Source organism: Acinetobacter endophylla (genome assembly GCF_053543775.1).
Window position 1 is genome coordinate 36,326 of record NZ_JBLVOM010000236.1, and the last position, 15,732, is coordinate 52,057.

Sequence of the window (15,732 nt, forward strand, 5' to 3'; positions counted from 1 at the left end):
TTCGGCATGACGGAGTTACCATTTCAACCAGCCACAACGTTGAATACTCGTCAAAATCGTGCTTTGGCATTAGCGGGTGTGTTTCAGGCCACCCAGCTGACCCATATGACCGCATTGACGGGACAGCAAAGTATTGGTGAAAGTGGTAACTTTTATTTTGAACAGTTGATTAAAGCCAGTCTCAATATTCGTCCCGGCAGCAATCAGAATGCCCAGACACTCGACTTTTTTAATCAACTGGCCGATATTTCCTTAGGTTTAAAAACATTAGAAAGCAGTATTATCCAACCTTTCAATACTTCACCAAAATCCAGAATTCCAAAACTTTCCAGCGCCAAACTTCCAATGTCCTATGCGATGGCACTTCTTCAATTAGAAAAGAAGGTTTATAGCAATCCCAAATTTGTTGAGATTATTGAACAGTCCCAACAGAAAATTCTCAGACAGCTCTCCTTTTTCGACAATAATTACCTGCACCCCAGCATCCTTGCCAATCTCGCTCAAACCTATGTCGATACTGCCGGACAGATTAATCCGCGCATTATGGTGCGTGGTAATGCCGAAGCCTTTAAAGATGCCGGACACACCAACCGCATTCGTGCGTCCTTATTTACCGGTTTGCAAATGGCACATCTGTGGCGCCAGCTCGGTGGCAGCTCTTGGGGCATGGTATTTGGCAAACGCAAGTTGCTACAAGATATTCAGAATCTAGCGCGTTTACAGTTTCAGGTGGTTTAACTGATGCTGCACGTGTTTCGTTTTACGTTTAATTCCAAAATCTAAGGAATCGATATGAACGCTTTAACTGCACTTTCTCCATTAGATGGACGTTACGCGAGCAAATGTGATGCTCTACGTCCTTTTCTTTCTGAGTTTGGTTTAATCCATGCTCGTGTGACTGTTGAAGTGCGTTGGTTACAAGCGCTTGCAAACCACCCGGAAATTACTGAAGTTCCGGCATTTTCAAGCGAAACTAATGCAGCGCTTGATGCGATTGTGAGCGATTTTTCTGAAGATGATGCTAATCGCATCAAAGAGATCGAACGCACCACCAACCACGACGTTAAAGCGGTTGAATATTTCCTGAAAGAAAAAATCGCTAATATCGATGAACTTAAAAATGCCAGTGAATTTATTCACTTTGCATGTACGTCTGAAGATATCAACAACCTGTCACATGCCTTGATGCTGAAAAGCGGTCGTGATGTACTGGTTGCATCTATGCAGCAAATCATTGATTCAATCGTTGCGCTTTCTGAAAAGCATGCAGACCAGCCAATGTTGTCTCGTACTCATGGTCAAACTGCAAGCCCGACGACTTTGGGTAAAGAAATGGCGAACGTGGCTTACCGTCTTGCACGCCAAATCAAACAGTTCAAAAATGTTGAGCTACTGGGCAAAATCAATGGTGCAGTCGGTAACTACAATGCGCACTACTCTGCTTACCCAGACATCAACTGGCCTGCGCATTCACAAGCATTTGTAGAGTCTTTGGGTCTAGACTTCAACCCGTATACCACTCAAATCGAGCCACATGACTATATGGCTGAACTGTTTGATGCGCTACGTCGTTTCAACACTATTCTGATCGATTTTAACCGTGACATTTGGGGCTATATCTCTCTTGGTTTCTTCAAGCAAAAACTAAAAGAAGGCGAAGTTGGTTCTTCAACCATGCCACACAAAGTTAACCCAATTGACTTTGAAAACTCTGAAGGTAACTTGGGTATTGCCAATGCTGTACTTGCACACCTTGGCGAAAAACTGCCTATTTCTCGCTGGCAGCGTGACCTGACTGACTCTACGGTGCTTCGTAACATGGGTGTTGGTTTTGCACAAAGCTTAATTGCTTTCGAAGCATGTGCTAAAGGTATTGGTAAACTTGAACTCAATGCTGCACGTATTAATGAAGACTTAGACAATGCTCAAGAAGTATTGGCTGAACCAATTCAAACTGTAATGCGTCGCTACAATGTAGAAAAGCCATACGAAAAATTAAAAGCCCTTACTCGTGGTCAAGCCATGACTCGCGACATGATGGTTGATTTCGTAAACGGTAACGAGTTAGAAGCTGTTCCTGCTGCTGACCGTGCGCGTTTAGCAGAAATGACCCCTGCATCTTATACAGGTAATGCAGCTGAACAGGCCAAACAGGTGGCTGAGCTGATTGCTAAAATCTAATTTGCAATAAGACGAAAAAGCGAAGCTCAGGCTTCGCTTTTTTATTTATAATGCATTTTATTCTAAAAAGATTATTTCACAATAATGACATGATTGATTATCAACTTTCTGCCAAACACTATGTGAGCCTGGGCATCTTAATTCTTGCGATTATGATTGCCAGTATCCATCCTTTAGAGCTGGAAGCTTATGTATTGCATCAGGCTGGCACCGTGTTTATGATCATCATGCTCCTTATCTGCCTGTATAAAATCGGCCTGAACTTTTTAAGTTTTAATTTATGTATTGTTTTTCTGATTGTTCATGTGATTGCAGCGCACTATCTGTATTCTTATGTGCCCTATAACCAGTGGATCGAGCAATTTTTTGGCTTTAACCTGAATGAAACGATGCACTGGTCACGCAATATGTTCGACCGTTTTGTTCATCTGACCTATGGATTATTACTTTATCCAATTTTCTACCGCCTGTTTCAGGTCTTTCTGCCCCAGCAAAAGCCTGTGGTTATTTTTCTGCTGGTGATTCAGTTTGTGGTGGCCAGTAGCATGCTCTATGAATGGCTGGAATGGCTGATTGCCATTGGTTTATCTCCTGAGGAAGCTGAAAACTATAATGGACAACAAGGGGATATGTGGGATGCGCACAAAGACATCTTACTTGCTACGATTGGTGCGGCGATAACAGGCGGTCTGCAGTTGATACCGTCCAATAGAAAAGCTCACCGAAGTGAGCTTTGAAATTCATTCAAGATCAATTGAATTAAAGTTTTGGATCACGGATTTAATTACATTCATATCTTCAATTATGAATGTGGGCAATATCGCATCCAATCATCTTTCATTTTTTGCAGTTCATTCCCCGTCAACATCTCACTGTAATAAATGAAATAGGTTGCATCAGGATATTGAATCTCATGACGGAACATCATGCCACGCAGTGACACAAATAACTCCTCAGGAAAATCATCCTCTAAATAAAGTTCTTCAAATTCATAATTAAAATAACAATTTTGCGTCGCAAGAAATGCTTCAGCTATAGCCATGTTTCTGCTCTAACAATAAAATATGCTTTATTTTATCTGATTAGTTTCAGTGCTGGTTTACATTTCATTCGGTTCAATCCATTGAACAAACTTAGATTCTGACAAATGTGGATATTTGAACTTATCTAGATATTCAAAACAGGCCTTTTGGCCTTGAGGAATTTTATCCAGATGCTTATCGAAAAATAAATGCCGACTATATTGAGCGCCATCAAAGCGAATACTCACACGTTCAAATTCATTACCACCTCGAACTTTATGCATCTGATAAAACTGCACAACACCACATTCCTTCGATGGAATAACAGGTGGATCATTGGGCTTTAGAAAGCTATACAGCAGAAAGATACAAACGCCGGGTAGAAAACTCAGCCAAAACAAAACCTTCTTAGAATTATCCTGAGTTAATTTTGCTTCAGAATAAAGCATACATAACATCGGAATAAATACGATACTAAAAAAACCAAGCAACAAAATAAACGTGAGCATATGAGCCTAGACTCAATCAGAGTACTCCACTTATATCATAACAATATGATTTCAAAAAATAAAAAAGCTCACCGAAGTGAGCTTTAAAATTCATTCAAGATCAACTGAATTAAAGTTTTGGATCACGCATTTGTACCAAGTTTGCATTGGCTTTACTTAAGCTTTCCATGACTTTATTCATGACAGTGGGTACCAGTGAATCAGCAATTTGCGCTGCTTGCAGGCCCAGCTTTTCACCCAAAGTTGGTTTTTTTCGGGTCTGGATGGAATAGATATCATGTTGGGTTAACAAGTTGAGCAGATATTCATCTGAGGTTTGCAGTTTATCCACCAGATTTAGATCTAGCGCATCCCGACCATACCAATGCTCACCAGTGGCCACTTTTTCAATATTCAGCTGTGGGCGATACTTTTCAACGAAATGTTTGAATAAAGCATGGGTTTGCTGTAGTTCTTCTTCAAACTTGGCCTTGCCCTCTTCGGTATTTTCACCAAACATAGTCACGGTACGTTTGTACTGTCCAGCGGTATAGAGTTCAAAGTCGATTTTATTGTCTTTCAGCAGACGGTTAAAATTGGGTACTTGAGCAACTACACCAATTGAACCAACAATCGCGAATGGTGCAGAAATAATTTCATTGGCGATACACGCCATCATATAACCGCCACTGGCCGCCACTTTATCGACACAGATGGTCAAATGAAAACCTGCCTCACGTAAACGTACCAGTTGAGCTGCTGCAAGTCCATAACCATGAACCATGCCGCCCGGACTTTCCAGACGCACTACAACACGGTCACGGCCAGCTTTAGCTGTAGCCAGAATCAAAGTGATTTCTTCACGCAAACCTTCTACCGCAGAAGCCGCCATATCACCTTTAAAATCGAGTACATAGATTTTTTGATTGGTTTTCTTACGCGCACGCGCTTCTTTTGACAGTTGTTGCGACAACTGTAAAAGTTCCAGTTTAGAGCCAGTAGTTTGCGCTATTTTTTTTCGTTGTTCATTGATACGCGCATTGAGATGACTAATACGGATTTCAGCGGACAGTTTCGGAGTATGAAATAACATAAAAAATCTATTCTCTATTTAATTCGGATTTATTCCTTTAGATTAGGTCAATTTCGGTTTTTTTCAACTTTATTTCGAGAATTATTACGATTATCACCATCTATTTCACCTATAAAAAAAAGAGCCTTGCGGCTCTTATTCTAGATATCGGATTAACCGAAACGCCCGGTAATATAGGCTTCAGTCAACTGATGATCTGGCTGGGTAAAGACTTTCTCGGTCGAGTTGACTTCAATCAGATCCCCCAAATGGAAGTATGCAGTACGATCCGATACACGTGCTGCCTGTTGCATGGAGTGAGTTACAATCGCGATGGTATATTGCGTAGATAGCTCAGAAATCAGCTCTTCCACTTTGGCTGTTGCAATGGGATCGAGTGCCGAACACGGTTCATCCATCAAAATTACTTCCGGACTGACTGCAATTGTACGCGCGATACACAGACGTTGCTGCTGACCACCTGACAAACCTGTTCCTGGTTGATTCAAACGATCTTTCACTTCTTCCCATAAACCGGCTTTACGCAAGCTGCCTTCTACAATTTCTTCAAGATCGTACTTGTCACGCGCCAAACCATGCAGCTTCGGACCATAGGAGACATTATCGAAGATTGATTTTGGAAATGGGTTCGGCTTCTGGAACACCATCCCAACTTGAGCACGTAGCAATACCACATCCAGGTTTGGATCGTAAATATCCTGATTGTCCAGCATGACTTTACCGGTCACACGGCAGCTATCAATGGTATCGTTCATGCGGTTTAAGGTACGCAAAAAGGTCGATTTACCACAGCCTGATGGCCCAATAAAAGCAATCACTTCATTTTCATAAATGTTCAGGTCAATGCCTTTAATCGCTTCCGCTTCACCATAGTACACATGCACATCAGAAGTACTCAGTTTCACATTCGTCGACTTCGCATCTTTTTTGCTGCTGGTTTGTGTATCGAACTGGGAAACAAACGGAGTTGCCGGCTTTTGAGTCGCCTCATCCGAGGTAAATTGTGTCTGTTGTGGATTCACGATTTGATCCTTTTTTAAGGAATTTTGAATAACAGTTGTGTTCATGATTCTGCCCCTATTACCAACGGACTTCAAATTTCTTACGTAACCAGATGGCCAAGCTGTTCAAGCTGATCATCATGGCCAGAAGTACAATAATTGCTGCTGCGGTACGCCCTTCAAAGAAGTTACGCAATTCATTGCCTTGCCATAAGAAAATCTGTACAGGTAAAGCCGTTGATTGGTCAAATGGTGTGGCTGGAACGCTGGCAACAAAAGCACTCATCCCGATTAATAACAATGGTGCAGTTTCACCCAAAGCTTGTGCAACTCCAATGATTGCGCCCGTCAAAATACCCGGTAAAGCCAAAGGCAAGACGTGATGGAATACCGTCTGGATGCGGGAAGCACCGAGGCCCAAAGCTGCCTGACGAATCGAAGGTGGAACCGCTTTAAGTGAGGCGCGTGTGGTGATGATCACAGTCGGTAAGGTCATCAGACTCAGTACCAGACCACCCACCAATGGTGCTGACAGTGGCAAATGCATCCAGCCAATGAAGATCGCTGCACCCAATAGACCGAAGACAATTGAGGGAACGGCTGCCAGGTTGTTGATATTGACTTCGACCACATCGGTAATCCAGTTTTTCGGTGCAAATTCTTCCAGATAGATCGCTGAGGCGACCCCGATTGGAATCGAGATAAAGATCACGATCATCATCATAAACAGCGAGCCCATGAAGGCACCTGCCAATCCAGAAGTTGCCGGTGAGCTGCGCGAATCAGGACTGGTGAAAATATTGGTATTGAAACTGTTTTCAATCACACCTGAGGCTTTCATGTCATCCGCCACCTGACGAATTTCTGGACTGAGCTGCTGCTGTTCATCAGGGAGATCACGGTCAATATTTCCCGCCAACCAGACATCGACATTGGCATCCGCCAGAATTTTCACTTCCTTGCTTTGACCGACCAGACTCGGATCATTCATGACCATGTCACGCAAACGGTAAGCTTCTGAACTGGTATATAAAGAACCCAGTTCATCACGCTGGCTTTCCAGCTTGCTGTCTTTGGCGATCATACCGTTGATAATCAACGCATCCCAATCCACCATTCCGACTTCGGTTTGCCATGCGATAAAGCGATCTTCAAACTGTGCTGGAGATTCTCCTGCAGCTGGCTTTGGTTTTGGACCAATATCCACAATGGCTGGATCGAAATGAATCGGCAAACTCATGCTGCTTTGCCAGAATGCAGGTAAACCTTTGGACAAAATACTACCGAAGAGCAATACCACAAAAAATAAACCGGCCAATACCGCAGAAAAACCAAACAAACGGAACGCTTTTTCTTTACGGTGGCGTCCTGCTAAAGAGCTTTGAATGGTCTTCTTACGCTTTTCACGCAGCTCGGCAGCGATGGATGGATCAATACGCTGATCCACAGGCGTTGTATTTGAAGTACTCATTAGTCGTATTGCTCACGATATTTACGCACGATGATCAGTGCAACAATGTTCAAACCTAAGGTAATGACGAATAGCGTCAATCCTAGTGCAAAGGCCACCAGTGCTTGTGGACTAGCAAAATCAGTATCGCCAGTTAACTGATTCACGATGGTAATCGTGACCGTAGATACGGCTTCAAGCGGATTGGCATGCAACTGCGGGCTGTTCCCGGCTGCAAGAACCACGATCATGGTTTCACCAATTGCACGCGACGCAGCCAAGAGGAATGCACCGATAATACCCGGCAAGGCTGCCGGTAAAACCACCTGACGGATCGTTTCAGATTTAGTCGCACCCAATCCCAAAGAACCATCACGTAAGGCACGCGGCACCTGAGTGATGATGTCGTCTGACAAAGAAGACACGAACGGGATAATCATGATGCCCATCACCAGACCGGCAGTCAGCGCACTGGTCGCATTAATTTCGAGTCCGACCAGGGCACCCATGCTTTTAAGGAATGGACCGATGATCATCAAGGCAAAGACACCATAGACAATCGTAGGAATACCCGCCAGCACTTCAATCGTAGGTTTTGCCCAAGAGCGGAATCGCGGGGAGGCGTATTCCGCCAGATAGATCGCAATCATCAGGCCAACTGGAACCGCAACCAAAAGTGCGATCCCGCTGACCATGAGCGTACCCCATAGCAGAGGCAATAAACCATAACTGCCTTCGGCACTACCCGAGGTACTAAAACCGGGGTTCCATTCAGTACCAAAAAAGAAATCCAGTGGGCTGACGAAGCTGAAGAAGCGCATCGCCTCGCCAAACATCGACATCACAATCCCGAGAGTGGTCAGAATCGCCACACCTGAACACAATGCCAGGCCGATATTAATCATTTTCTCGACTTGGTTACGCGCACGGAATTCCTGGCTAATATGTTTCTTGGCCCAGACCAGACCGGCCAGTGCAGCCGAAATCACTACTGCCAATTTGGCAAAGGTACCAATGGTCGAGAATTTCGCCAGCTGTTCTGCCGCTGCAACTTCATAGGCTGCAGGTGTATCACTCACCCCGAAACCTGAGGCAAGTGCCTGAACGCGATCAATCACAACGCTCAAACTTGCCGGATCCAGACTAGCAGAAACATTTTCTGGCAAATGGTTGAGTACCACCTGCTCCAGAAAAGTGGGTTCCACCATGTTCCAAACAATCAAAATTAAAAACGCAGGGATACCACACCATAGTGCAACCAGGGCACCATAATATCCGGGACGCGAGTGTAAGTTTGCAGAATTGCTTCCCTTACCTGCTAAGCTACGGCTTTTACTTAATCCGATTTGATAGGCTATGGCCATGATGGCCAATAACACACCTATAAGTAGCAGATTCATGTATTCTCCACTGTTTTTTCAATTTTCATGGTTTGAAAAAACTTGTTTATCGCAAAAAGCCGATGGTAGGTTGACCCTACCACCAGCGTTTTCAAAATCATTTATTACTTCACAACCACCGCTTTACCAGCCTTGAAATTTGCCAGGACTGCTGCACGTTCTTTATCAGACATTGAAATCAGACCTGCTTTTTCCAGCTTAGAGCCTTTGCCAGATACTTTCTTGTTCAGGAAGTATTCTGTGAACTGCGGTAAGCCTTTGATTGATTTCAAGTGCTCGCCTTTTACGTAGAAGAACAATGGACGTGATACCGGATAAGCACCATTCAAGATGGTCTTTTCAGAAGGCGCTACATTGTTCACCGTAGCAACACGTAGACGGTCACGGTTCTGGTCATAGAAACCTAGGCCAAACACACCTACCGCACTTGGAGAAGTTTTTAAACGTGCCAATGTTTCGGTATAGTCACCGGCAATCTCAACCACACGGCCATCTTTACGGAATGTTGTACAAGCTTTTTTCTTAGCATCTTTGTCTAGAGACTTAATTGCAGCATACGTTTCACAACCTGCATCCACCATTTTCTCCTGGAAGACTTCGCGCGTACCATGATTCGACGCAGGAATTACCAGGGTGATAGGTTCATTCGGAAGTGCTTTGTCAATTTGGTTCCAACGCGTGTACGGGTTAGCGACCATTTTTCCATTTGATGGAAGTTGTGCAGCAAGTGCAGCGAAGACATGTTGTGGACGCAGTTTATAAGCCGCTTTGTTTGCATTCGATGCAAACACAATACCGTCATAACCAATTTTGATTTCTAGGACTTGGTTAACGCCATTCTTTTTACATTCTGCCAGCTCTGTACTCTTGATTTGACGAGAAGAGTTTGCGATATCAATCGTGTTATCACCCACGCCATTACAGAACTGCTTTAAACCACCTGAAGAACCGCCAGAACCGACAACTGGTGTTTTAAACTGTGGAAAAGTATTACCGAATTCTTCTGCCACGATACTGGCATATGGAAGTACAGTTGAAGAACCTGCAATTTGAATGGTGTCACGTGCTGCGTGTGCAGTCGTTACAGCAGTTGCCCCGGTTACTGCTAATGCTAAAGCTATATTTGTAAAGCGCATTCTAGTATCTCTCTCATTTATGCAAATTTGGAGTACACCACTTTTTATTCAGTTTTGTACTTCTTTCGATACCTGCATTTTGATTTTAGAATATGACAGATAAGTTACAGCTTTATTACGATTTAGTGATTTTTAATCTAGCGGTTTTTTCTTGATTAAATTTTTATGGATTTCAATGATTAAGTTCTTTTTGTCATTCACTTCAATAAAAATTTTAGACCAATGACATGTAACAATTTTTATAAACCTGAACTCAGGATAAATCCTACTCCCCAGCTTTACATAAGCCTATGACAAATAAATAACAAGCTAAACGGGATTCAAACCTTCCATGTTTTTGTGGTGAATTTCGATCTGGGAAATGACCATTTTGTTTTTTAAGCCCACAAAAAAAAGGAGATCTTTCGATCTCCTTTTTATTTAAATACAGAATTTCAATCTAACTACATACAAAAATATTATGCATCTACCTGAACCTGTGGAATACGATATTTAATCAGGAATACGCAGCAAAGAGCAAATACTAAAGGTACGCCAAGCGCATAAAAATAACCTGAAACACCATATTGCGTGAGTACAATTCCGCCAATTCCAAATCCTGCCAATGCAATCAAAGCGAAGATATAGCCCCACTGATTACTTTCAATAAATAAACCTAAACCAGCGACGATCACTAATCCTGTAATTAGCATAAAAGTGAGAATTTTAGCTGTATTTAATTTAGGTAGCCAATAAGCTAATGGCAAGGCAAATAAGATAAAGGCAGCATTTACTGTAACGGATGCATAAGGCGCATTTTCCGGTGCCAATCCTGCCTGTTTCAATACAGTCGGCAACCACGATAACAACATGAACCACGCAATCCAGTTAAAGAAATAAGTACCCCATACGCCAATGGTAGTACGAGCTAAATTATTTTGAAACAAGATCGCCAACTTGGCTTTTTGTTGTTGTGTCTTATTTGGCTGAAGTAGGTCTTTGGCTTTAATCTCGCCAATCCCCGGAGAAATTTTATTGAGAATTTTTTGAATTGATCTCAAAGAGGAACTTTTATTGTTTTGCGCTAAATATTCCAAAGATTCAGGCAACAAGAAATACATGACAAACAGCAATAGCAACGGGAATCCACCGCCAATCAAATAAATCCCTTGCCAACCTAGCACTGGCAAAATCTTGGCAGCCAGTAAACCACCTAACATCGCCCCTGCTGGCAAGGCTAACAAAACGCCTGTGGTAACTGTGCCTTTGAAACGTTGCGGAGAATATTCAGCAGCCAATGCAAGCAACACAGGTGTCGCTCCGCCCATCCCCAATCCAGCAATAAATCTCAATACCAATATTTGATCAACACTCGTCGCATACGCAATAAATATAGTTGCTAAAGAAAAAATGACCGTACATATGATTAATGTTTTTCGACGTCCTAATTTATCCCCTACTAGTCCTAAGAGCATTGCACCTATCGTCATTCCTACGATACCTGCAGTTAAAATCGGTGCTAATGCGCCTGTTTCTAAATCAAAGTGTACTAGCAAGGCTGGTGCGGTAAATGCAACAGCTTGGGTATCAAAACCATCAAATAATGCGATCAGAAAACAAAGTGCAATGACCATCCACTGATATTTAGAAATTCCTTGATCAATCACTGTTTTGATGAGTGATTTTTATTGTATATTTTGCTCCATATTTCCAAGTTTTCCATTTTATTTTGAATAGCTTATAATTTTGAAAAACATGCAGCAAAGACTTAAAAGGTATATTTATATATTGAGGCTAGTTTGATCCTGGCATCTAAAACTAAAATTTGATTATAAAAAAAAAAGAGATCTTTCGATCTCCTTTTTTTCACACTTAACCGCTTATGCGATTGGCGGTGTATAAGTCCCATCAGCGATTGAATCTTTGATACGATCCGCTTCTGCAAGCACTAGCGCCAGCAAGTTCTTCACGTTATCAAGCGTTGCCACCGGGCTTAAAGTGGTCATTTTCAGAGACTGAACCTGACCCACTTTCGTCACACCAATGTTCGCTTCACCACGTGCAAACAGTTCGTCTGCTACGTTTTGGTTGAGCGTATCCAGCAATTCAACCGGATAGCCCGCTGGAACCACACGGAACAAGACAGACGCGAATTGAGGCTCAAGCAGAAGCTCGAGACCGTCAGTCGCTTTAATGTAGTCTGCCACATCACGCGTTAAGCCAACCCCATAATCGATCATTGAACCATAAAGCTCTTCGCCCAATGCTTCTACCGTCATCCACAATTTCAATGCATCAAAACGACGCGTGGTTTGTAGCGACTTCGACACCAGGTTAGGAACACCATGCTCTTCATCATAAGCAGAGTTTAGGTACTCAGCTTCATAATGCATGAAACGGTAGTTCGCTTCATCTTTGAGCAGGAACGCACCACAAGAAATGGTCTGGAAATAATGCTTATGGAAATCAAGCGTGATTGAATCAGATAGCTCAATCCCGTCCAGCATAGAACGATAGTCATTCGAAAGAATCAGTGCACCACCCCATGCCGCATCGATATGCATCCACGCGCCATATTTATTGGTGATTTCACGAATGGCTTTCAATGGATCAATCGCGCCAGCATCAGTTGTACCCGCAGTCGCTACCACACATGCCACGATCTTGCCTTCAGACTGAAGATGCGCCATGGTTTTTTCCAGCGCGTCTAGGTCCATCTGTGCATTTTCATTCACAGGTACAGTCACGACAGACTGGAAGCCCATGCCCATCATCGCCATGTTCTTTTGCACAGAGAAATGTGCATTTTCAGAACAGATGACTTTGACATTACGCATCGCATCCGCAGGAATACCATCGCGCTGAACCGACCACGGATTACCGTTTTCGTCTTTCCAGTTTTTCGCGATGCAAGCATCACGCGCCAGCAATACGCCCATCAAGTTAGACTGTGTACCACCAGAAGTGAATACACCGGCCTGACCTGCACCATAGCCCACTTTTTGACGTAACCAGTCGATTAACTGAACTTCCATCAATGAACCTGCCGGGCTTTGATCCCATGAGTCCATTGACTGGTTGGTTGCGTTAATCAGCACTTCCGCGATCTGGCTAGTCACCATCGTTGGACAGTGAAGATGCGCAAGTGAATGCGGATGATGCACTTTTAAGCTCTTGTTAAGGAATAGCTCAACCATACGCTCAAGAGATTTTTCTACACCCAAACCTTCTTTTGAAGGATGAAATGCAATTGCACTGCGCAGCTCTTTAATACTGCCGCCCGTGTACATTTTGTCGTTTTGCAACCATGCCGCAACCGCTTTGGTCGCTTGGTCCATGCCAGCCTGATAGTCAGCAATGGATGCAGCATCATTGCAGAGTAACGCTTTACGATGTTCTGCGAAATCTACCATGAATTATGCGCCTCGAACTGCAACTAGTGCTTCAGCAACCGATTTTTTGAAACGAGCAATCACTTCAACACATTCGTCTTGAGTAATGATCAACGGGCAAAGTAAACGAATCACTGTACCGTTACGACCACCTTTCTCAAGCAATAATTTATTGTTGAAACAAGCGGTTTGGATCGCTGCAGCCAACTGACCATCAGCAGGCAAAGAACCCATATGATCCGCATCTTTGCGCTCATCTACGATTTCAACACCGATCATCAGACCACGGCCACGCACGTTACCGATACATGGGAATTCAGCAGCCAGTTTTTTCAGTTCAGCTTGCAGGAAATCACCACGCTCTTGTGCATTTTGCGCCAGGTTCTGTTCTTTAATGGTATTGATCGTTGCAAGGCCTGTACCCATCGCCAATTGGTTACCACGGAAAGTACCGGTATGACCTGCTGGCTGCCAAGCATCAAACTTACGTTTAATACCAAGTACGGCAAGCGGTAAGCTACCACCTACAGCTTTAGACATCACTACGACATCAGGTTCAATCCCTGCATGTTCGAATGCAAACATTTTGCCTGAACGCGCAAAGCCTGCCTGAACTTCATCAAGAATCAACACGATGTTGTGTTTTTCAGTCACTTCACGGATTTTTTGCAACCATTTTACTGGCGCAGTTACCACACCGCCTTCACCTTGAATTGCTTCAAGAATTACAGCTGCAGGTTTGGTCACACCGCTTTCTACATCTTCAATGAAGTTTTCAAAGTAGTAAGTCAGGGCATCAACACCGGCTTCACCACCAAGCCCCAATGGGCAACGATATTCATGCGGGTATGGCATGAACTGTACACCCGGCATCAAGCCGTTCACTGCATTTTTCGCAGACAGGTTACCTGTCATTGCCAATGCACCGTGAGTCATACCGTGATAACCGCCAGAGAAGCTAATCACTGAGCTACGACCAGTAAAGGTTTTTGCTAGTTTAATCGCGGCTTCAGTTGCATCTGCACCAGATGGACCACAGAACTGCAAGCAGTATTCTTCCTGGCCACCTGGAAGATAAGAAAGAAGTGCTTCAGTAAAAGCATCTTTTAAAGGAGTAGTAAGATCCAGGGTATGCAATGGTAAACCACTTGCAATCGTATCCTGGATACTTTGAATGACTGCAGGATGATTATGGCCTAAAGCCAACGTCCCTGCCCCAGCTAAACAATCAAGGTACTCAGTACCTTCAACATCGGTAACCCAGCAACCTTGTGCTTTCGCTATCGCTAACGGTAATTTACGTGGATAACTACGCACATTCGATTCCATCTGACTTTGGCGAGTCAAGTAGTATTCGTTTGTGGAATTGGTGGCAGGGTTTACAGAAGTAACGCTCATATCGAATTACCATCTCTGATATGGGTGAAAGAAATAAGTCTGGTGACGTTTGGTCCTTTGACTCGGCGCTTTATAAGGTTCTAGCTAGCAGTTTTGTATTCGAATAACTAGGAGGCGGATGATACCGAATTTTTCAGGAAAATAAACAACTTTCAGTCACATTTTGTCCTAATCTTTATCGAAAAAAAACATCATGCTAATCCATCCCCTAAATCATCATCTTACAGTGTGACAGCAGAAAGAAAAGCGTGTTCTTTTATGCTTTTTTGTAGCGCAGGCGACATTCCGGTAATCAATCTTAAAATTATCTACTAAGTGTTTAATTATTAATAATAAATATAAATCAAATAATGAGATAAAATTAAAGAAAATTTAACACTCTTACGACAAATATTTCGTAAAAAGATCACAATTGAGATTTAATATTTTAACAACGGCTTAGATGGCCAATTTTAAGAAAAACAGGACAATTTCATGCGTCTCTTAGCACTTACCAGTTTGATCCTTGCCAGCACCCTCGCCACAGGCGCATTTGCAGCTCCTGCTGAATCTCTGAATTATAATGTTGTTAATCTTTCAGCAGAGGCCAGCCGTGAAATCTCAAATGATGAAATGCATGCTGTGCTTTATATTGAAAAATCCAACAAACAGCCGGCTGAACTGGCCACTCAAATTAACCAGCTGATGAATCAGGCGATCGCTACAGCACGCAAATATCCCACTGTGGAAATCGAGACAGGTGCACAAAGCACTTACCCTATTTATGACAATGACAACCGCAAATTGAAAGAATGGCGTGGTCGTGCCCAGATTCGTCTGGAATCAAAAGATTTTAAAGCGACATCTCAATTGATTGCTGAATTACAACAGCACTTCCAGACCCAGTCAATTAATTTCAAGGTATCTGACGAAAAGCGTAAAAAAGTTGAAAGCGAGCTGATGATTGAAGCCACCAAAAACTTCCAGCAACGCGCACAGGCACTCACCCAGACCTGGAACAAACCGAGTTATCAACTGGTGAACTTAAACCTGAATACTAACAATTATTCACCACAGCCAGTACCGCGTATGGCCATGATGAAATCTGCATCGGCTGATATGGCGGTTCCTGAGCAGGAAGTTGCGGCGGGTGAATCGCAAATGACGGTCAGCGCGAATGGGGCGATTCAGTTTAAATAAGACTTCATTATAT

Annotated in this window: 14 protein-coding genes; 4 read left to right on the plus strand and 10 right to left on the minus strand. The window is 43.2% G+C overall.

Annotation, left to right across the window (positions count from 1 at the left end; genetic code table 11):
• Positions 1-6 precede the first annotated feature (6 nt).
• From hflD to ACNPNW_RS08395, 3 genes are all read left to right on the plus strand, one after another.
• Complete coding sequence (hflD, locus tag ACNPNW_RS08385) at positions 7-738, plus strand: high frequency lysogenization protein HflD (protein ID WP_423089722.1); 732 nt, start codon at positions 7-9, stop codon at positions 736-738.
• Positions 739-792: 54 nt separating this feature from the next.
• Positions 793-2,181 (plus strand): adenylosuccinate lyase, encoded by a 1,389-nt coding sequence (purB, locus tag ACNPNW_RS08390; RefSeq protein ID WP_423089723.1) that lies wholly within the window; start codon positions 793-795, stop codon positions 2,179-2,181.
• Positions 2,182-2,270: 89 nt separating this feature from the next.
• Positions 2,271-2,918, plus strand: coding sequence for a DUF2238 domain-containing protein (locus tag ACNPNW_RS08395; protein ID WP_423089724.1), 648 nt, complete (start codon positions 2,271-2,273; stop codon positions 2,916-2,918).
• A 65-nt stretch (positions 2,919-2,983) separates the two neighbouring features.
• Here ACNPNW_RS08395 and ACNPNW_RS08400 read toward each other — a convergent pair whose 3' ends face one another.
• From ACNPNW_RS08400 to ACNPNW_RS08445, 10 genes are all read right to left on the minus strand, one after another.
• Positions 2,984-3,223, minus strand: coding sequence for a hypothetical protein (locus tag ACNPNW_RS08400; protein WP_129717543.1), 240 nt, complete (start codon positions 3,221-3,223; stop codon positions 2,984-2,986).
• A gap of 57 nt (positions 3,224-3,280) precedes the next feature.
• Positions 3,281-3,712, minus strand: coding sequence for a hypothetical protein (locus tag ACNPNW_RS08405; RefSeq protein ID WP_004279718.1), 432 nt, complete (start codon positions 3,710-3,712; stop codon positions 3,281-3,283).
• A 109-nt stretch (positions 3,713-3,821) separates the two neighbouring features.
• Entirely contained in the window at positions 3,822-4,784 is a 963-nt protein-coding gene (gene sohB, locus ACNPNW_RS08410; protein ID WP_044112889.1) for a protease SohB, read from the minus strand.
• A 152-nt stretch (positions 4,785-4,936) separates the two neighbouring features.
• Entirely contained in the window at positions 4,937-5,851 is a 915-nt protein-coding gene (gene pstB, locus ACNPNW_RS08415; protein WP_423089725.1) for a phosphate ABC transporter ATP-binding protein PstB, read from the minus strand.
• 13 nt (positions 5,852-5,864) lie between these two features.
• Positions 5,865-7,256 (minus strand): phosphate ABC transporter permease PstA, encoded by a 1,392-nt coding sequence (pstA, locus tag ACNPNW_RS08420; RefSeq protein WP_423089726.1) that lies wholly within the window; start codon positions 7,254-7,256, stop codon positions 5,865-5,867.
• Entirely contained in the window at positions 7,256-8,635 is a 1,380-nt protein-coding gene (pstC, locus tag ACNPNW_RS08425; protein ID WP_422196488.1) for a phosphate ABC transporter permease subunit PstC, read from the minus strand. Before pstC ends, pstA begins: the two co-directional genes overlap by 1 nt.
• A gap of 104 nt (positions 8,636-8,739) precedes the next feature.
• Positions 8,740-9,771 carry a substrate-binding domain-containing protein gene (locus ACNPNW_RS08430; protein WP_004279710.1) on the minus strand — a complete coding sequence of 344 codons (1,032 nt, stop codon included), beginning with the start codon at positions 9,769-9,771 and terminating at the stop codon, positions 8,740-8,742.
• Positions 9,772-10,229: 458 nt separating this feature from the next.
• The gene (locus ACNPNW_RS08435; RefSeq protein ID WP_423089727.1) at positions 10,230-11,417 is read right to left on the minus strand and encodes an MFS transporter; all 1,188 of its coding nucleotides are present in this window, start codon (positions 11,415-11,417) and stop codon (positions 10,230-10,232) included.
• Between the two features lie 213 nt (positions 11,418-11,630).
• A complete protein-coding gene (locus tag ACNPNW_RS08440; RefSeq protein ID WP_423089728.1) occupies positions 11,631-13,163 on the minus strand; it encodes a pyridoxal phosphate-dependent decarboxylase family protein in 1,533 nt (510 codons plus the stop codon).
• A gap of 3 nt (positions 13,164-13,166) precedes the next feature.
• A complete protein-coding gene (locus ACNPNW_RS08445; protein WP_005246815.1) occupies positions 13,167-14,540 on the minus strand; it encodes a diaminobutyrate--2-oxoglutarate transaminase in 1,374 nt (457 codons plus the stop codon).
• 474 nt (positions 14,541-15,014) lie between these two features.
• Between ACNPNW_RS08445 and ACNPNW_RS08450 the strand changes: the two genes are divergently transcribed.
• Positions 15,015-15,719 (plus strand): SIMPL domain-containing protein, encoded by a 705-nt coding sequence (locus ACNPNW_RS08450; RefSeq protein ID WP_423089729.1) that lies wholly within the window; start codon positions 15,015-15,017, stop codon positions 15,717-15,719.
• Positions 15,720-15,732 lie beyond the last annotated feature (13 nt).